The organism is Plantactinospora sp. A48, from assembly GCF_055793945.1.
Map to the genome: position 1 here is coordinate 1 of NZ_JBTIXF010000001.1, position 16,948 is coordinate 16,948.

Below are 16,948 nucleotides of genomic sequence, written 5' to 3' on the forward strand. Positions count from 1 at the left end.
CGACCCCGACGGCAACCACGTCGACGCCCTGTCCTCCAACATCGGCCACCTCCTGTGGAGCGGCATCGTCGAAGAACACCGCGCCGAAAAAATCACCCAACACCTCCTCGGCCCCCACCTGTTCTCCGGCTGGGGCATCCGCACCCTCGCCAAAGGCGAAGGCCGCTACAACCCCCTCGGCTACCACGTCGGCACCGTCTGGCCCTTCGACAACTCCATCATCGCCTGGGGCCTACGCCGCTACGGCTACACCACCGAGGCCGCCCGGGTCGCCGAGGGCATCTTCGACGCCGCGGCATGTTTCAACGGCCGGCTGCCCGAGGCGTTCGGCGGCTACGACCGGGAACTCACCCGGTATCCGGTGTTGTACCCGACCGCGTGCAGCCCGCAGGCCTGGTCCACCGGCGCCCCGCTGCTGCTGCTGCGCACCATGCTCGGACTGGAGCCGCGCGGCGACCATCTGGTGACCCGGCCGGCGGTGCCGACCAAGATCGGTCGGATCGAACTGCTCGGCATACCTGGCCGGTGGGGCCGTACCGACGCCCTTGGCCGCGGCCGAGTCGGCTGAGAGCCCCGGGCGTCAGGAAGGGCCCCTTCCTATACAAAAAGCGATAAGAAGGTGCCCTTCCTTTCCCTTCAGGCGCCGCGCAGGGTGGCGTCGTACCGGCGGGCGGCCTCGGCCACCGCCGCGTCCCGGGCCGCCACCGCCTCCTCGGCGGTGAGCGTCCGGTCCGGGGCCCGGAAGGTGAGCTTGTACGCCAGTGAGCGGCGACCGGCACCGAGCTGCTCCGAGGCGTACACGTCGAACAGCCGGATCGACTCCAGCAGCTCACCGGCGCCCTCGGCCAGGGCCCGCTCCAGGTCGGCGGCCGGCACCGCCTCGTCGACCACCAGTGCCACGTCGATGAGCGCCGGCGGGTACCCGGAGATCCGGGGTGCCGGGCGCACCGGCGCCGGGGGCACGGCGTCCAGGTCCAGCTCCAGCGCGCTGGTCCGGCGGGGCAGTTCCAGCGCGGCGAGCGCCGCCGGGTGCAGTTCCCCGGCGTACCCGATCACCCGGTCGTCGACCAGCAGCTCGGCGCAGCGGCCGGGGTGCCAGGGTGCCCGCTCGGCGGCGCGTACCGTCACCCGGTCGGCCGGGATGCCGGCGACGTCCAGCACGAGCCGGCCGGCCCGCACCGCGTCGGCCCAGCCGGCCGGGCGGCCCGCGCCCCACCAGCCCGCCGGTTCGACCTCACCGGCCAGCACCACGGCCACGTGCCGGGGCTGGTCCGGCACCACCGCGTCGGCCGCCGCGAACTCCTCGTCGGTCGGTCGCCGGTCCACGCCCATCGTGGGCGGCGTACCCACCCCGGCGCGCGGCTGGAACACCGGACCGATCTCGTACAGGGCCAGGTCCCGGTGTCCCCGGCCCAGGTTGCGGCGCAGCACCGCGAGCAGCGGCCCCAGCAGCGAGGTCCGCAGCAGCGGCTCGGTGTCGGCGAGCGGGTTGGCCAGCCGCAGCGTCTCCCGGCGCGGGTCGTCGGGGTCCAGCCCGAGCTGGTCGGCCAGTTCCGGCGCGATGAACGGCCACGGCACGACCTCGACGTACCCGTTCTCGGCCAGCGCCCGGGCCACGGCCCGGCGGCGGCGTTGCTGCGGGGTGAGGCCACGGCCGGGCGGGGCCGGCGGGAGCACGCCGGGCACCTTGTCGTACCCGTCGAGCCGGACCACCTCCTCGACCAGGTCGGCCGGGTCGGTGAGGTCGGGCCGCCAGCTCGGTGGGGTCACCGCGAACACGGTCCCGCCCCCGGCCACCACGGAGCCGCCGGCCGCCAGCGAGTCGCCGGCCGGCACGGAGTCGCCGGCCGCCACGGAGCAGCCGACCCGCTCCAGCAGCGCCGCCACCCGGGCCGGCGGGTAGTCCACTCCGACCCGCCGGCTGGGCAGCCCGGCGTCCAGGCTGATCGGGGTACGCGGGCGCACCTCGTTGAGGTCGGTGATGCCCGGCGCGACGGTGCCACCCCCGTACGTGGTGAGCAACGTGACCGCCCGCTCCAGCGCGACCAGCGGCAGGGTCGGGTCGACCCCGCGCTCCCAACGCTTGGCCGCCTCGCTGAACAGCCGGTGCCGGCGCGCGGTCCGGGACACCGTGACCGGGTCCCAGTGCGCGGCCTCGAACAGCACCTCGGTGGTGGTGGCCACCACCTCGGAGGTCTCGCCGCCCATCACGGCGGCCAACGAGATCGGCAGCCCGGCGTCGCAGATCACCAGGTCCTCCGGGTCCAGCGCCCGGTCGACCCCGTCGAGGGTGGTCAGCCGCTCGCCCGGCACCGCGCGCCGGACCACCAGCGGACCGGACAGTGCCGCCGCGTCGAAGGCGTGCATGGGCTGGCCCAGCTCCAGCATCACGTAGTTGGTGATGTCCACCGGCAACGAGATGGTGCGGACGCCGGCCACGGTGAGCCGGCGGGCCATCCAGTCCGGCGTCGGCGCGGCCGGGTCGACCCCGCGCACCAGCCGGGCGGCGAACCGGTCGCAGCCCACCGGGTCGTGGACCTGGACCGGGTACGCCGGCTCGGCGGTCACCTCGGGCGCCGGGACCAGCCCCGGGTCCCGGAACGGCACGTCGAACGCGTGCGACAGCTCGCGGGCGATGCCACGCACCGACAGCGCGTAGCCGCGGTCCGGGCTGACCTCGACCTCGATCAGCACGTCGTCGAGTCCGACGATGGGCCGGGCGTCGTCGCCGGGCTTGCCGGGCGCGTCGCCGGGCAGCACGATGATGCCCGAGTGGTCGTCGCCGAGCCCCAGCTCGCGGGCCGAGCAGATCATGCCGTTGGAGTTGCGCCCGTACGTCTTGCGGGCGCCGATCGCGAACCCGCCCGGCAGCACCCCACCGGGCAGGATGACCACCACCCGGTCGCCCTCGGCGAAGTTCCGCGCCCCGCAGACGATCTCCTGTGGCTCGCCGGTGCCGTTGGCGCCGCCGACGTCGACCCGGCAGAACCGGATCGGCTTCTTGAACCCGGTCAACTCCTCGATCTGGAGCACCTCGCCGACCACGAGCTGGCCGGTGACGGTCTCCCGCTGGTCCACGATGGACTCGGGTTCGAGGCCGAGACCCACGAGTGCCGCGTCCAGTTCGGCGGTGTTCAGCTCGGCGGGCAGATCGACGTGCTCGCGGAGCCAGGACAGTGAAACGCGCATCAGTTCTCCACCAGATTCCGTTTGTCCGCGTCGGTCAGGACTCGACCCCGAGGGCGCGGGTGAACCGCACGTCGCCCTCGAAGAGGTCCCGGATCTCGCTGATCCCGTGCCGCAGCATCAGCGTCCGGTCGATGCCCATGCCGAACGCGAAGCCCGAGTAGACCTCCGGGTCGATGCCGCAGGCCCGCAGCACCCGGGGGTTCACCATGCCGCAGCCACCCCACTCGACCCAGCGCGGGCCGTCACGGTGCTCCGGGAACCACACGTCGAACTCGGCCGACGGCTCGGTGAACGGGAAGTAGTGTGGCCGCCAGCGGACCCGGGCGCCGGTGCCGAACATCATCCGGGCGAAGTGTTCCAGCGTGCCGCGCAGGTGGACCATCGTGATGTCCCGGTCGACCACCAGTCCCTCGACCTGGTGGAACACCGGGCTGTGCGTGGCGTCCAGCTCGTCGGTGCGGTAGACCCGTCCCGGGCAGACGATGTAGATCGGGGGCTGCCGGGTCAGCATGGTGCGCACCTGCACCGACGAGGTGTGGGTGCGCAGCACCAGGCCGGCGTCGGCCGCGCCGTCCTTGCCGGCGATGTGGACGGTGTCCATCAGGCCCCGCGCCGGGTGGTCGGGTGGGATGTTGAGGGCGTCGAAGTTCGCCCACTCCAGCTCCACCTCGGGGCCCTCGGCGATCTCGTAGCCCATCCCCACGAACAGGTCGGCGATCTCGTCCATCAGCACGGTCAGCGGGTGCCGCGCTCCGCGCGGGCGCCGGTCGTACGGCAGCGTGACGTCCACCCGCTCGGCCACCAGCACCCGGGCGGCCTCGGCGCGGTCCAGTTCGGCCCGCCGGTCGGCGAAGTCGGCCTCGATGGCGCGGCGGGCCTCGTTGACCCGCTTGCCCGCGTCCGACTTGGCGGCCGGCGGCAGCGCGCCGATCTCACGGCGGGCCAGCGAGACCGGGGCCCGGTCACCCAGATGCTGATGGCGCAGCCCGGCCAGCTCGTCCGGGTCGGCGGCGGTGGCGAACGCCCGGCGGGCGGCCGTCACGGCCTCGGCCAGCGCGGCCGGGTCGAGCAGGGCGGCCTGCTTCGGGTCGTACGGGTCGTTGCGGTAGGTCATGGCGTACGGGTACTCCCTCACGGCGGTCGCCGCCTCGACGGCGGCGGTGCGAGTCTACGGACGCGCGGCGCGGCCGCTGCCCGCCGGTGGGAGGTATGGACGAAGGGTCAGCTCCACCGCCCGCCATCACCGGCGGGCTGGCTAAACGAACGCCGTACCGCGTTCATCATCGCCGAAGGCTCCTTCGTCGGACCGTGCGGGACCGTCGAACGGGTCACCGCAGTGCTCTCGCGGAAGCGTACAGGCAGACGGCGGCCGCCGCAGCCAGGTTGAGGCTCTCGGCGCGGCCGTGCAGCGGCACCCGGACCCGGGCCGCCGCGGCGGCGGCGAGGTCGGCCGGCAGGCCGTGCGCCTCGGACCCGAACACCCAGGCCGTGGGGTTGGCCAGGTCACCGGCGTCGGCCAGGTCGTCCAGGTCGGTCTCGCCGTACCCGGAGGCGGCCAGCACCCGCAGCCCGGCCGCCCGCGCCTCGGCCAGCACGGCGGCGGGGTCCGGTGCCCGCACCACGTCCAGGTGGAACAGGCTGCCGGCCGAGGCGCGCACGCACTTGCCGTTGTACGGGTCGACCGCCTCCCCGGCGAAGATCACCGCCGCGGCGCCGGCGGCGTCGGCGGTCCGCAGCACCGTCCCGGCGTTTCCCGGATCCCGGATCCCGGCCAGCACCACCACCAGCCGGGGCGGGCCGGAAAGGGCCTCCGTCAGCGACACGTCCAAGTGCCCGCAGACCGCGACCAGCCCCTGCGGTACGACGGTTTCGGCGAGCGCCGCCAGCGCGTCCTCGGTCACCGGCGACACCGGCACGCCCGCCTCGCGGGCCGCCGAGGTCAACTCGGGGTACCGGTCGAACGCGGCCGGGGTGCCGAACAGCTCGGTGACGGTGCCCGGTCGGGCCAGCGCCTCGCGTACCGCCTGTGGCCCCTCGGCGAGGAACCGGCCCGTGCCGTCCCGGTCCCGGCGGCGGTGCAGCCGGCGGGCGGCCACCACCCGGGGGGTACGCGGCGTGAACAACTGTCGCTCCCGTTCGTTCGCCAACAACGACACGCCCTCCCCGGCGGGTGGCCGGGGAGGGCGTACGGATCGGATCAGGCCGTTCGGGCCCGAACCTGGATCAGGCGGCCTGAGCCGAGGCGCCACCGGTGCCCTCGGCCGCCACGGCGGCACGGGCCACCTCGACGATCGCGGCGAACGCCGGGGCGTCGTTGACGGCCAGGTCGGCGAGGATCTTGCGGTCCACCTCGATGCCGGCCAGCCGGAGGCCCTGGATCAGCCGGTTGTAGGTCATCCCGTTGGCGCGGGCGCCCGCGTTGATCCGGGTGATCCACAGCTGCCGGAAGTCGCCCTTGCGGTCGCGACGGTCCCGGTAGGCGTACTGCATCGAGTGCAGCACCTGCTCCTTGGCCTTGCGGTACAGCCGGGAGCGCTGTCCGCGGTAGCCGCTGGCGGTCTCCAGCAGGGTACGACGCTTCTTCTGGGCGTTCACAGCCCGCTTGACGCGTGCCATCTCAACTCCTTCTTACGTGTCAGGTGGCGCGCGTCAGCGGCCCAGCAGCTTCTTGATGCGCTTGATGTCGGCCTTGGCCACCTCGACCGTGCCGGCCAGCCGGCGGGTCCGGGTGGAGGACTTCTTCTCCAGGTTGTGCCGCATACCTGCCTGCTGGGACACGACCTTGCCGCGGCCGGTGACCCGGACCCGCTTGCCCATACCCGTGTGGCTCTTCATCTTCGGCATGTGAAACGTCTCTCCCCTGTTACTCGCCGCCGGTTTCGACGGCGACGCCGGCCTCACCGGCCGCTCCGGTCTCGACCGCCTCGGGGGCGGCTGAGCCATCGATGTCCCGTGGCTCCCGCGGCGCCCCGCCACGCGCAGCCGTCGCGGCGACCGCGGCGGCCTTGGTGGCCCGGTGCGGAGCCAGAACCATGATCATGTTACGGCCGTCCTGCTTGGGGGCGGCCTCGACGTACCCGAGTTCCGAGATCTCCGACTCGAGCCGGCGCAGGAGCCGGTAACCCAGCTCCGGGCGACTCTGCTCGCGACCGCGGAACATGATCGTCACCTTGACCTTGTCGCCCGCCTTGAGGAACCGGACCACGTGACCCTTCTTGGTCTCGTAGTCGTGCGGGTCGATCTTCGGGCGGAGCTTCATCTCCTTGATGACGGTCTGCTGCTGGTTACGCCGCGCTTCGCGCGCCTTCAGTGCGCTCTCGTACTTGAACTTGCCGAAGTCCATGAGCTTGCACACCGGTGGGCGCGCCATCGGCGCAACCTCGACCAGGTCCAGATCGACGTCCGCGGCCAGCTGGAGGGCCCGCTCAAGCGGGACGATGCCCACCTGCTCACCCTCGGGACCGACCAGGCGAACCTCCCGTGCCCGGATCTGATCGTTGACGCGTGGTTCGACGCTGATGGGGCCTCCTCGGTCCGTACTCGAAAAGGATGTGACCCCGGCGGCTCCCGGGTGGGAGCCGACCCGGAAAGCAGAAGGCCCCGGCGCATGCCAGGGCCCGCTCGACCGGTCGTGGCGCGCGACACGCACCGCCGGCACCGGGACACGAGGCCCCGAGGCCGGTTGACCGGACCCGGACACCGGAAGAGGTGACACGGGTGGGAGCAGGCGCTCCGCTTTATGGCTGCCCGCCGAAGCGGGATGCCCATCCCGGTGTTGTCAGATCACAAGCTCACATGACAACAAGGGTGGACTACAGCATGGTCGACGTAACGATGATAGCAGGTCGTCCGGCCGGCCGCCGCAGCGCGGCCACCAGCGCAAACCTCGGTTTCTCCGCCGGGCGCCCGTCGGCCCCGGGTCAGCCCTCGATCCGGCCCGGCGGCGTGACCGGGGCGGCGGGCGCCACCGCCGCGCCGTGCCGCTGGTGCAGGGCGCGCAGCGCGCGTACCCCGGCCACCGCCAACTCCTTGTCCACGGCCTGGACCGCGATCATCGGCAGGCTGTCCTCGTCGTGCAACTCCAGGCTGGCCCACGGGGAGCCGCGACCGAACCGCACGGCCCGGACGACCTCCCAGGGCAGCTCGTAAGACCCGAGAATGTTACGAACCCGGACACCCCGCGCGTCCGCGTCGACCCGGGGGCGGGTGAACAGCAGGATGCCCAGCGCGGCCAGGATGCCGAGCCCGACCATGGCCACCTGATCGCCCCGCTGGAAGGTCGCGCTGCCCTCCCCGGTGGAGCCGTGCAGCGAGGTCGCCACCGCCGTGAAGACCACCAGCACGGCGGCCGCCGAGATCCAGCAGACCACCCGGGCCCGGCGCGGGCGCAACCTGACGACGTCGGAGTCACTCACCCGTCCAGTCTGCCACCGGCACGACGCCCGCCGACCGGTACCCCGTGGCACCGGCCGGCGTACCGCAGTTCAGAGGCGGCAGGCGTGGATGTTGGTGACCAGGATCGCCCGGGCGCCCAGGTCGTACAGCTCGTCCATGACCCGGTGGATCTGGTCCCGCAGCACCATGGCCTGGACCGCCACCCAGCCCTCCCGGTGCAGCGGCGAGATGGTCGGCGACTCGATGCCCGGGGTCAGCGCGCTGGCCTGCTCCAGCAGGTCGGCCCGCACGTCGTAGGCCAGCATGACGTAGCGCCGGGCCACCAGCACCCCGTGCAGCCGGCGGTCGAGCTGGTCGACCTGCGGGTTGGCCGGAGTCCCCGTCCGGCGAACCAGCACGGCGGACGAGCGCAGGATCGGGTCGCCCACCACCACCAGCCCGGCCTGACGCAGCGTGGCGCCGGTCTCCACCACGTCGGCGATCACGTCCGCCACGCCCAGCCGGACGGCGTTCTCCACCGCGCCGTCCAGCCGGATCACCTCGGCGTCCAGGTCGTACTCGGCCAGGTAGCGCTGCACCACCCCGGGGTACGCGGTGGCGACCCGGCGACCACCCAGCTCCTTGATCGAGGAGAGCGTCTCGGGCCGGGCGGCGAACCGGAAGGTGGCCCCGCCGAAGCCCAGGTCGAGGATCTCCTCGGCCGAGCTGCCGGCGTCGACCAGCAGATCCCGGCCGGTGATGCCCAGGTCGAGGTCGCCGGAGCCCACATAGGTGGCGATGTCCCGGGGACGCAGGTAGAAGAACTCGACCCCGTTGGGGTCGTCCCGGCAGACCAGGTCCTTGCTGTCGGTGCGTTGCTGGTAGCCGGCCTCACGCAGCATCTGCGCGGCGGGCTCGGCGAGGGTTCCCTTGTTGGGTACGGCGATTCGCAACATCTTCGGGTGCTCCTTGGCGGATTCGTCGGGCGGGACGGGACGCGGGGGCACTCACAGATGTCGGTAGACGTCCTCAAGTCGCAGACCGGTGGCGAGCATCAGCACCTGAGCCTGGTACAGCAGTTGGGAGATCTCCTCGGCGGTGCGCTCCGGCCCCTCGTGCTCGGCGGCCATCCAGGACTCGGCCGCCTCCTCGACGACCTTCTTGCCGATGGCGTGGACACCTCGGTCCACCGCGGCCACGGTCGCCGACCCGGGGTCGCGGGCGGCGACCTTGGCCTCCAGCTCGGCGAACAGCTCCTCGAACGTCTTCACGAAAGATGATTCTCGCAGCCCTCGATCACCCCTCGGGCAAGCGGGTCGGTCCCCTCCCCCGGCAGGCGGGCGGGCGCCGTCCCGGCGGGTCAGCCGACGAAGCCCACCCGACGCCCGGCCGTCGCGATGACCTGGCGGATCGCCACGGCGGCGTCCAGCGCGGCCACCGTCGCCGCCCAACCCTTGTCCTCGGCCGAGCCGGGCAGTCCGGCCCGGTCGCGGGCCTGGTCGAGATCGTCGACGGTCAGCACGCCGTGCGCCACCGGCTTGCCGGTGTCCAGCGCCACCCGGGTCAGCCCGTCGGTCACCGACCGGCAGACGTAGTCGAAGTGGGCGGTGGAGCCGCGCACCACGACCCCGAGGGCCACCACCACGTCGCAGCGCCGGGCCAACGCCTGCGCCACGACCGGCAGCTCGACCGAGCCGGCCACCCGGGCCACCACCACGTCCGCGGCCCGGCACGCCGTGGCCGCCGCCACCGCCCGGTCCAGCATGTGGTCGGTCAGCTCACCGTGCCACCGGGCCGCCACCACCCCGACCACCAGACCGGTGGCGTCCACCGGCTCGGTCGCCGGTTCCCCGAAGCCCGCCATCGCTATCCCAACCCTTCGGCTACGTCGTCCAGTTCGTCCAACAGGTGACCCATCCGGTCCCGCTTGGTCCGCAGGTAGCGCACGTTCTCCGGATGCGCCCGGACCGGCATCGGCTCCCGGCCGCTGATCGTCAGGCCGTACCCCTCCAGGCCCGCCCGCTTGGCCGGGTTGTTGGTGAGCAGCCGCATCGAGCGCACGCCCAGGTCGTAGAGGATCTGCGCCCCGGTGCCGTAGTCCCGGGCGTCCGCGGGCAGGCCCAGGTCGAGGTTCGCGTCCACGGTGTCCCGCCCGAGATCCTGCAACTGGTACGCCTGGAGCTTGTGCAACAGCCCGATCCCCCGGCCCTCGTGGCCGCGCATGTAGAGCACCACGCCCCGGCCCTCCCGGGCCACCCGGGTCAACGCGGCGTCCAGTTGCGGCCCGCAGTCGCAGCGCAGCGAGCCGAGGACGTCGCCGGTCAGGCACTCCGAATGCACCCGCACCAGCACGTCGTGCCCGTCGCCCAGGTCGCCGTGGACCAGCGCGATGTGTTCGGCCGGGTCGTCGGTGACCCGGTAGCCGACCGCCCGGAACAGGCCGTACCGGGTGGGTAGTCGGGCGTCGGCCACCCGCTGGACCCGCTTCTCGGTCCGCCGCCGGTAGGCGATCAGGTCGGCGATGGTGATCAGCACCAGCCCGTGTTTCTCGGCGAAGACCGTCAGCTCGGGCAGCCGGGCCATCGTGCCGTCGTCGTTGACGATCTCGCAGATCACCCCGGCCGGGGTGAGCCCGGCCAGCCGGGCCAGGTCGACCGCCGCCTCGGTGTGCCCCGGGCGGCGCAGCACACCGCCGGGCCGGGCCCGCAGCGGGAAGACGTGGCCGGGGCGCGCGAGGTCGTCGGGCCGGCTCGCGGGGTTCGCCAGCAGCCCGATGGTGTGGGCCCGGTCGGCGGCGCTGATCCCGGTGGTGACCCCGACCCGGGCGTCGACCGACACGGTGAAGGCCGTCCCGTGCCGCTCCGTGTTGTGCTCCACCATGTCGCCCAGGTGCAGCCGGTCCAGGTCGGCGTCCTCCATGGGTACGCAGAGCAGGCCCCGGCACTCGATCATGGTGAACGCGACCAGTTCCGGGGTCGCGAAGTCGGCCGCGAACACCAGGTCGCCCTCGTTCTCCCGGTCCGCGTCGTCGACCACCACCACGGGCCGGCCGGCGGCGATCTCGGCCACCGCCTGCTCGATGGTGCCGAACGGTCCGTCGGCCAGCGGCTCAGTCAACCCGGTCACGCTGTCGCCTCCGCGTACTCGGTCCGGATCGGCAGGGCGCGCAACGTCCGGGAGGTCCGCCACCAGCTCACCAGGCCCCAGACGCAGAACAGGCCGTAGCCGGCGTACATGGCCGCGGAGGGGTAGAACCCGCCGCGCAGCAGCAGTGGCAGCCCGACCGCGTCCACCGCGATCCAGATCAGCCAGAACTCGACGTACCCGCGCGCCATTCCGTAGGTGGCCAGCAGGCTGCCGGTGAGGATCCAGGCGTCCGCCAGCGGGCCCCAGGAGCCCAGCGCCCGCAGCGACGGGTAGAACACCGCCATGGCCACGACGGCGGCGCCGAGCAGCAGCAGCCGCTCCCGGCCGCTGGCCCAGCGGGGCGCGACGGGTGCGCCGTCCGGCACGGTCCGCAGCCGACGCATCCGGGTCCACCGCCACCAGCCGTAGAGGCTGACGGCGAAGAAGAAGACCTGGCGGCCCGCCTGGCCGTACAGGTCGACCTGGTACGGCGTGGCGAACGCGCCACCCAGGAAGACGGTGAACAGCAACGCGTTGCCGACCATGCCGACCGGCCAGGCCCAGGTCCGGCGGCGCATGCCGAGCAGCGCGGAGGCCAGCCCGAAGACGTTGCCGACGATCTCCCGCCACAGCACCGTCGAGCCGGCGATGTCCAGTCGGGCGTCCAGCAGCCAACCGAGGAACCCCATCACGCCTCCCCCACGTCGGGCGGCAACACGCCACCCGCGCCCGACAACGACGACGCGCCGTCGGCCATTCCGGGCCGGGCGCCGAGCAACCGTTCGACGTACTTGGCGATCACGTCGACCTCCAGGTTCACCGGATCGCCGGCCGTGCGGGCGCCCAGCGTGGTCAGGTCGAGCGTGGTGGGGATCAGTCCGACGGTGAACCAGTCCGGGCCCACCGCCACCACGGTCAGCGAGACGCCGTCCACGGTGATCGAGCCCTTCTCCGCCAGGTAGCGGGTCAGCTCCGGCGGCACCGAGAACCGCACCGTCTCCCACTGCTCGGCGGCCTCGCGGGACAGCACCGTCCCGACGCCGTCGACGTGGCCCTGCACGAGGTGCCCGCCCAGCCGGCTGCCGAGGGTGGCGGCGCGTTCCAGGTTCACCCGGTCACCCGGCCGCAACGCGCCCAGCGCGGACCGGCGCAGCGTCTCGCCCATCACGTCGGCGGTGAACACGTCGCCGTCCACCGCCACCACGGTCAGACAGACGCCGTTGACCGAGATCGAGTCGCCGTGCCGGGCGTCCCCGGTGACGGTCGGGCCACGCAGCGCCACCAGCGCCGAGTCGCCGGACGTCTCGCTCACCCGGACGACGGTGCCGAGTTCCTCGACGATGCCGGTGAACATGCCTCAAACCTCCCTCTGCCGCAGAACGGCGGAGATTCGCAGGTCGGGGCCGACCCGCTCGATGTCGGTGAGATCCAGGTCGATGATGTCCGCGATGGTCCGCACGCCGGCGTCGGCCAGCGCGGCCGGGCCGGCGCCGAGCAACCGGGGCGCGAGGTAGCCGACGACCCGGTCGACCAGGCCCGCCCGCAGGAACGCGCCGGCCAGCTCGGGGCCGCCCTCCAGCAGCGCCGAACGGACTCCCCGCTGGTACAGCCGGGTCATCAGGCGGCGCAGGTCGACCCGGCCGTCGGGCCCGGCGCCGACGTCCGCGGCGGTGGCGATCCAACTGGCCGCCGCGGCGTCGCGGACCTGGGCGTCGGCCGGGGTACGCCCAGCGCTGTCCACCACCACCCGCAGCGGCTGGCGGATCGCCAGCGAACCGTCCCGCAGGTTGCGGGCGGTCAGCCGGGGATCGTCGGCGAGCACGGTGCCCACCCCGACGATCACCGCGTCGGAGGCGCCCCGCAGCGCGTGGACCTCCATCCGGGCCGGCTCCGAGGTGATCCACCTGCTGGTGCCGTCGGCCGCGGCCGAACGCCCGTCCAGGGTGGCCGCGTACTTCCAGGTCAGGTAGGGCCGGCCGCGGCGTACCGCGGTGAGCCAGGCGATGTTCCCGGCCTCCGCCTCCGCCTCGCGGACGCCGGTCTGGACCTCGATGCCGGCGGCGCGCAGCGTCTCGGCGCCACCGGCGGCCACCGGGTCGGGATCGGCCACCCCGATCACCACCCGGGCCACCCCGGCCCGGATCAACGCCCCGGAACACGGGCCGGTGCGGCCGGTGTGGTCGCAGGGTTCCAGGGTCACCACGGCGGTGCCACCCCGGGCCCGGTCGCCGGCCTGGGCCAGCGCCACGATCTCGGCGTGCGGGCCGCCGGCGTAGGCGTGGAAACCCTCGCCCACCACCTGGCCCGTCGGGTCGAGCAGGACGCATCCGACGACGGGGTTGGGGCTGGTGGTGCCGATGCCTCGGGCGGCCAGCTCGATCGCGCGGCGCATCGCCGTGTCGATGGCTTCGCTCGGCATGCCGCCCTCGCTTCCGCTCGCCGGGTGCGCGGGCAGGCCGGGAGTGGGCAGGCGGAGGCGGAGATCCGGGGACGGCAGCGCCGACCCCGAGGGGCCGACCGGGCGGCGCGCAGCGCACGGCCCGAGGACCCCTCCGTCCCGCGCGCTGTCTCCCATCCGGACTGTCTGGGCGCGGGTGGAGCCCGCCCCCAACCGTCGGCCCTGGAATCACACCAGGTCCACCGGGCGGCACGGGGCCGACCGGGTCGCGGGCTTACCGTGGCCGTTGGGCCGCGGATCACCGCCGGTTCGGAATTACACCGAGTCCCGCCAGCGCGTGGTGGGTACCTTCAGAGTCTTGCACGTCCGCGACGACCGCGCGCCCCCACAGCGATCCACCTCACAACCACCTGCCGCCCGGTCAACGGCCGGTCGACGGCTGTCCCGCCGACCTGGTCCGCCGGTCGGGGTCCACTCGGGCCGGACCGGCACCCCGCCCGGTGGTCGTTCCGGGCCGGATCCGACCCGCCGGCCGCATCGGTCTCCTTTCCGGCGGATTCCGCCCGGCGGACCCCGACCAATTTTGTACGGCGGACCCGGCGCTTTCTGTACGACGAACCCCGGCGCTTTCGTACGGCGGTAAGTGAACGCGGATCATCTCGATCGCGTTCGAACATCGGTCACGCCTTCGGTCCTCGTGACCGGGTGGATCGGGGTAGCCAATTGCACTTTCTCGCCCTTTCCGCAGAAGCTTTCGGCACGTCTTCCGCCTTCCCCGCCGGGTGGATACGCTCGCGGTAAAACGGAACCACCCCTGATTATCTCAGTCGGTTCGGTTGTTCCCGGGTGTGCCCGGGAACAAGATCTGGGAAAGGTTTGGGAATCGATGGGAACTGGCAGCGAATTTCTCGTTGATGAATTGCGCGCCGCCCGGCAGGCGCGGGGAATGACACAGGAGGATCTGGCCAGACAGATCAACTACTCGAACAGCCACGTGTCCGGGATCGAGTGCGGGCAGCGGTCCCCCACCGCCGACTACGTCAGGGCCGTCGACAAGGCTCTGCACACCGGCGGCGTGTACCAGCGGCTGTATGAGCGGCTGGGCGCGCCGGCCTGGTTGCGGGACTGGATCGAGTACGAGCAGGAGGCGACGGTGCTGCGCTGGTTCGAACCGGCGTATGTACCGGCGGTCCTCCAGGTCGAGAGCTACGCCCGGGTGACGCTCGCTGGTGAGCTGTTGCAGGACGAGGAGTTGGACCGGCTCGTGGCGGCGCGGCTGGCCCGGCGGGCCGTGCTGCACCGGGAGCAGCCACCGATGCTGACAGTGCTGCTGGACGAGAGCGCGCTCGAACGCGCCGCCGAGGACCAGCGCAAGGCGGTCGGTGAGCAGCTGTGGCAACTGGTCCAGGTGGCGGCGCTGCCGCAGGTGAAGCTCCAGATCGTGCCGTCCCGGCTCGGCGTCTACACCGGCCAACAGGGCTCGTTCGTGCTGGCCGACCTGCCGGACGGCCGGCGGACAGCCTGTGTCGACAACCAGCTCATGGCGCAGACGACGGACCGCAGGAAGGACATTGCTACCCTCGAACAACGGTGGGCGCGGATCGCCGCGGAGGCGCTACCGCGCCCCGAGTCCCTGGACCTGATCAAGGGAGCGGCGGAGCGATGGACCTGACCGGCGCCAGGTGGCGCAAGAGCACCCGCAGCGGATCCAACGGCAACTGTGTGGAGGTGGCCGACAACCTGACCGGGGTGATCGGCGTCCGCGACAGCAAGGACCCGCACGGTCCCGCGCTGACCTTCCAACCGGCCACCTGGCGGGCGTTCACGGCCGCCCTCCGGAACCGCTGAGCCCGGAACCGCTGAGCCTGGAACCGCCGCGCCGCCGGAACCGCTGGACCACGACCGCACGGTCGGGCGGCCACTGTTCGATTCAGGCACCCGACCGGCGGCGGTCCAGGGCCACGTACGACCCCGGCTGGCCCTTGGCGACGCTCTTCATGTCCGACGCGACGGCTATCGCCTCCAGCGGGTCGGTGAACCGCCGTTGCGGCGTGGACAGGGCCACCCCGATGGAGAGGGTGACCAGCGCCGCCCGCTGGATCTGACCACGCCGGTCCTTCAGCTCGACGTAGCCACGCTCCCGGTCCGGCTCGTCGTACAGCTCGTCCGCCGCCTTCTCGAAGTCGACGACGGCCCGCTCGGTCAGCGGCCGGACCTGTTCGGGGGCGCAGACGAACACGAAGTCGTCGCCGCCGACGTGCCCGAGGAACGCCGGTGGCAGCGACACCGAGACCACCGCCCGGTGCAGGCTGCGGGCCAGGGTGCTGATGAACTCGTCGCCACGGACGAAGCCGTACCGGTCGTTGACGCTCTTGAAACGGTCGATGTCGACGTAGCCGACGGCGTACTCCAGGCCACCCCGTACCCGGTCGGTGATCTCCCGGCGGATCCGGCTGTTGCCGGGCAGCCCGGTCAGCGGGGACACCTCGCGGAACTCCTTGTTCCGGCGGAGCGTGGAGATCACCCGGGCCACGAGTTCGGCGGTGTCGAACGGCTTGACCAGGTAGTCGTCGGCGCCGGTGGTCAGTCCCACCACCTTGTCCTGGGTCATCCCGCGTGCGGTCAGCATGATCACCGGGAGCACCGCGGTCATCGGGTCGGCGCGCAGCCGTCGGGTCAGCTCGACGCCGTCCATCCGGGGCATCATCAGGTCCACCACGGCCAGGTCCGGCCGCTGCCGCTCGATGACCTCCAGCGCCTCCTGCCCGTCGTGCGCGTGGATCACCTCGAAACCGTGCAACCGCAGGTTGAAGGCGACGAACCGGGCGATGTCCTCGTCGTCATCGACCACCAGGATGACGTCGGGCCGCTCCTGCGGCGGGTCCACGGTCACGGTAAGCGCCTCCGATCGCGGCTGATCCGGCTGGTCGGGTCCGGCCTTCTCAGCCCGGCTGGCTGGCGCGGGCGGCCCGGCGCCGCAGTTCGGTGACCGCGGCGGCCGGGTCGGCGGCACCGTAGACCGCGGTGCCGGCCACGAAAGCGTCGGCGCCCGCCTCGGCCGCCTGCTCGATGGTGTCCTCGCCGATCCCGCCGTCCACCTCGATCCGCAGGTCCAGGTGGCCGGTGGCGGCGTGCCGACGCGCCGTGCGGACCTTGTCCAGCAGTTCCGGGATGAACCGCTGCCCGCCGAACCCGGCCTTGATCGTCATGATCAGCAGGGTGTCGAAGCTCGGCAGCAGGTCGAGGTACGGCTCGATCGGGGTGTCCCGGTCGAGCGCCAGCCCCGCCTTCGCGCCCGCCGAGCGCAGCTCCTTGGCCAGCGCCACCGGGTCGTCACACGCCTCCGCGTGGAAGGTGACGTTGTACGCCCCGGCGTCGGCGTAGGCCGGCGCCCACCGGCGCGGGTCGGTGATCATCAAGTGCACGTCGAACGGCAGCGAGGTGACCGCGAGCAGGCTCTGCACCACCGGCAGCCCGATGGTCAGGTTCGGCACGAAGTGATTGTCCATCACGTCCACGTGCAGCCAGTCCGCCGTGGACTCCACGGCCCTGGCCTCGTCGGCCAGCCGGGCGAAGTCGGCGGCGAGGATGCTGGGTGCGACGATCGGTGTGGCCACGGCGTCAGTCTACGAAGGTCGCCAGGCGCCGGTGTCACGAGGCGGCCCGACGTGCGGGCGGGACTCCGGCAGGCCCGGCACACCACCGTCGGTGCAGCGCACCGGCACTCCCGGTCGCGACAGCCCGGCAAAGCCACCAATTGTGGCCGAGGCCGTTCCCGGCAGATCGGACACACTAGTAGCATCGGCTGCTCGACACACCGTGCGATCCGGTCCGCCAGCGCCGAAGTCGCGCAGCGACCGG

Annotated in this window: 19 protein-coding genes and 1 riboswitch; of the genes, 3 read left to right on the forward strand and 16 right to left on the reverse strand. The window is 72.7% G+C overall.

Annotation, left to right across the window (positions count from 1 at the left end):
• The coding region (locus ACXN5W_RS00005) for an amylo-alpha-1,6-glucosidase (RefSeq protein ID WP_473155997.1) at positions 1 to 568 on the forward strand (568 nt) is incomplete at its 5' end.
• 68 nt (positions 569 to 636) lie between these two features.
• Here ACXN5W_RS00005 and pheT read toward each other — a convergent pair.
• The 14 genes from pheT to ribD form a co-directional block, all read right to left on the reverse strand.
• Positions 637 to 3,189, reverse strand: coding sequence for a phenylalanine--tRNA ligase subunit beta (pheT, locus tag ACXN5W_RS00010; protein ID WP_473155998.1), 2,553 nt, complete (start codon positions 3,187 to 3,189; stop codon positions 637 to 639).
• A 34-nt stretch (positions 3,190 to 3,223) separates the two neighbouring features.
• Positions 3,224 to 4,303, reverse strand: coding sequence for a phenylalanine--tRNA ligase subunit alpha (gene pheS, locus ACXN5W_RS00015; protein WP_473155999.1), 1,080 nt, complete (start codon positions 4,301 to 4,303; stop codon positions 3,224 to 3,226).
• A gap of 214 nt (positions 4,304 to 4,517) precedes the next feature.
• The gene (locus tag ACXN5W_RS00020; RefSeq protein ID WP_473156286.1) at positions 4,518 to 5,285 is read right to left on the reverse strand and encodes a TrmH family RNA methyltransferase; all 768 of its coding nucleotides are present in this window, start codon (positions 5,283 to 5,285) and stop codon (positions 4,518 to 4,520) included.
• Positions 5,286 to 5,412: 127 nt separating this feature from the next.
• On the reverse strand, positions 5,413 to 5,805 hold the full coding sequence (rplT, locus tag ACXN5W_RS00025) for a 50S ribosomal protein L20 (RefSeq protein ID WP_473156000.1): 393 nt from the start codon (positions 5,803 to 5,805) through the stop codon (positions 5,413 to 5,415).
• A gap of 33 nt (positions 5,806 to 5,838) precedes the next feature.
• A complete protein-coding gene (gene rpmI / locus ACXN5W_RS00030; protein ID WP_473156001.1) occupies positions 5,839 to 6,033 on the reverse strand; it encodes a 50S ribosomal protein L35 in 195 nt (64 codons plus the stop codon).
• 19 nt (positions 6,034 to 6,052) lie between these two features.
• Positions 6,053 to 6,709: a translation initiation factor IF-3 gene (gene infC, locus ACXN5W_RS00035; protein WP_473156287.1), complete on the reverse strand. Its 657-nt coding sequence runs from the start codon at positions 6,707 to 6,709 to the stop codon at positions 6,053 to 6,055.
• A 400-nt stretch (positions 6,710 to 7,109) separates the two neighbouring features.
• Complete coding sequence (locus ACXN5W_RS00040) at positions 7,110 to 7,604, reverse strand: PH domain-containing protein (RefSeq protein ID WP_473156002.1); 495 nt, start codon at positions 7,602 to 7,604, stop codon at positions 7,110 to 7,112.
• A gap of 69 nt (positions 7,605 to 7,673) precedes the next feature.
• On the reverse strand, positions 7,674 to 8,519 hold the full coding sequence (gene hisG / locus ACXN5W_RS00045) for an ATP phosphoribosyltransferase (protein WP_473156003.1): 846 nt from the start codon (positions 8,517 to 8,519) through the stop codon (positions 7,674 to 7,676).
• A gap of 51 nt (positions 8,520 to 8,570) precedes the next feature.
• Positions 8,571 to 8,834, reverse strand: coding sequence for a phosphoribosyl-ATP diphosphatase (locus ACXN5W_RS00050; protein WP_473156004.1), 264 nt, complete (start codon positions 8,832 to 8,834; stop codon positions 8,571 to 8,573).
• 89 nt (positions 8,835 to 8,923) lie between these two features.
• Positions 8,924 to 9,427, reverse strand: a complete 504-nt coding sequence (ribH, locus tag ACXN5W_RS00055) for a 6,7-dimethyl-8-ribityllumazine synthase (RefSeq protein ID WP_473156005.1) — start codon at positions 9,425 to 9,427, stop codon at positions 8,924 to 8,926.
• A gap of 2 nt (positions 9,428 to 9,429) precedes the next feature.
• Entirely contained in the window at positions 9,430 to 10,680 is a 1,251-nt protein-coding gene (locus ACXN5W_RS00060; RefSeq protein ID WP_473156288.1) for a bifunctional 3,4-dihydroxy-2-butanone-4-phosphate synthase/GTP cyclohydrolase II, read from the reverse strand.
• Positions 10,681 to 10,685: 5 nt separating this feature from the next.
• Complete coding sequence (gene pnuC / locus ACXN5W_RS00065) at positions 10,686 to 11,378, reverse strand: nicotinamide riboside transporter PnuC (RefSeq protein WP_473156006.1); 693 nt, start codon at positions 11,376 to 11,378, stop codon at positions 10,686 to 10,688.
• Complete coding sequence (locus ACXN5W_RS00070; RefSeq protein ID WP_473156007.1) at positions 11,378 to 12,043, reverse strand: riboflavin synthase; 666 nt, start codon at positions 12,041 to 12,043, stop codon at positions 11,378 to 11,380. The genes pnuC and ACXN5W_RS00070 overlap by 1 nt, the downstream gene beginning before the upstream one ends.
• Before the next feature lie 3 nt (positions 12,044 to 12,046).
• Complete coding sequence (ribD, locus tag ACXN5W_RS00075) at positions 12,047 to 13,108, reverse strand: bifunctional diaminohydroxyphosphoribosylaminopyrimidine deaminase/5-amino-6-(5-phosphoribosylamino)uracil reductase RibD (RefSeq protein WP_473156008.1); 1,062 nt, start codon at positions 13,106 to 13,108, stop codon at positions 12,047 to 12,049.
• 140 nt (positions 13,109 to 13,248) lie between these two features.
• Positions 13,249 to 13,426, reverse strand: a riboswitch (FMN riboswitch).
• Between the two features lie 547 nt (positions 13,427 to 13,973).
• On the opposite strand from ribD, the gene ACXN5W_RS00080 reads away from it, so the two are divergent.
• Together ACXN5W_RS00080 and ACXN5W_RS00085 are read left to right on the forward strand one after the other, a co-directional pair.
• Positions 13,974 to 14,759, forward strand: coding sequence for a helix-turn-helix domain-containing protein (locus ACXN5W_RS00080; protein ID WP_473156009.1), 786 nt, complete (start codon positions 13,974 to 13,976; stop codon positions 14,757 to 14,759).
• Positions 14,750 to 14,935: a DUF397 domain-containing protein gene (locus ACXN5W_RS00085; protein WP_473156010.1), complete on the forward strand. Its 186-nt coding sequence runs from the start codon at positions 14,750 to 14,752 to the stop codon at positions 14,933 to 14,935. The genes ACXN5W_RS00080 and ACXN5W_RS00085 overlap by 10 nt, the downstream gene beginning before the upstream one ends.
• An 82-nt stretch (positions 14,936 to 15,017) precedes the next feature.
• Here ACXN5W_RS00085 and ACXN5W_RS00090 read toward each other — a convergent pair whose 3' ends face one another.
• Together ACXN5W_RS00090 and rpe are read right to left on the reverse strand one after the other, a co-directional pair.
• Positions 15,018 to 16,100: a GGDEF domain-containing response regulator gene (locus ACXN5W_RS00090; RefSeq protein WP_473156011.1), complete on the reverse strand. Its 1,083-nt coding sequence runs from the start codon at positions 16,098 to 16,100 to the stop codon at positions 15,018 to 15,020.
• The gene (gene rpe, locus ACXN5W_RS00095; RefSeq protein WP_473156012.1) at positions 16,030 to 16,704 is read right to left on the reverse strand and encodes a ribulose-phosphate 3-epimerase; all 675 of its coding nucleotides are present in this window, start codon (positions 16,702 to 16,704) and stop codon (positions 16,030 to 16,032) included. The genes ACXN5W_RS00090 and rpe overlap by 71 nt, the downstream gene beginning before the upstream one ends.
• Positions 16,705 to 16,948: the final 244 nt, after the last annotated feature.

Excerpts from the sequence above, each read along its gene's own strand:
- pheT (WP_473155998.1), bottom strand. The coding sequence starts at position 3,189 with ATGCGCGTTTCACTGTCCTGGCTCCGCGAGCACGTCGATCTGCCCGCC.
- pheS (WP_473155999.1), bottom strand. The coding sequence starts at position 4,303 with ATGACCTACCGCAACGACCCGTACGACCCGAAGCAGGCCGCCCTGCTC.
- rplT (WP_473156000.1), bottom strand. The coding sequence starts at position 5,805 with ATGGCACGCGTCAAGCGGGCTGTGAACGCCCAGAAGAAGCGTCGTACC.
- rpmI (WP_473156001.1), bottom strand. The coding sequence starts at position 6,033 with ATGCCGAAGATGAAGAGCCACACGGGTATGGGCAAGCGGGTCCGGGTC.
- hisG (WP_473156003.1), bottom strand. The coding sequence starts at position 8,519 with ATGTTGCGAATCGCCGTACCCAACAAGGGAACCCTCGCCGAGCCCGCC.
- ribH (WP_473156005.1), bottom strand. The coding sequence starts at position 9,427 with ATGGCGGGCTTCGGGGAACCGGCGACCGAGCCGGTGGACGCCACCGGT.
- pnuC (WP_473156006.1), bottom strand. The coding sequence starts at position 11,378 with ATGGGGTTCCTCGGTTGGCTGCTGGACGCCCGACTGGACATCGCCGGC.
- ACXN5W_RS00070 (WP_473156007.1), bottom strand. The coding sequence starts at position 12,043 with ATGTTCACCGGCATCGTCGAGGAACTCGGCACCGTCGTCCGGGTGAGC.
- ribD (WP_473156008.1), bottom strand. The coding sequence starts at position 13,108 with ATGCCGAGCGAAGCCATCGACACGGCGATGCGCCGCGCGATCGAGCTG.
- ACXN5W_RS00080 (WP_473156009.1), top strand. The coding sequence starts at position 13,974 with ATGGGAACTGGCAGCGAATTTCTCGTTGATGAATTGCGCGCCGCCCGG.
- ACXN5W_RS00085 (WP_473156010.1), top strand. The coding sequence starts at position 14,750 with ATGGACCTGACCGGCGCCAGGTGGCGCAAGAGCACCCGCAGCGGATCC.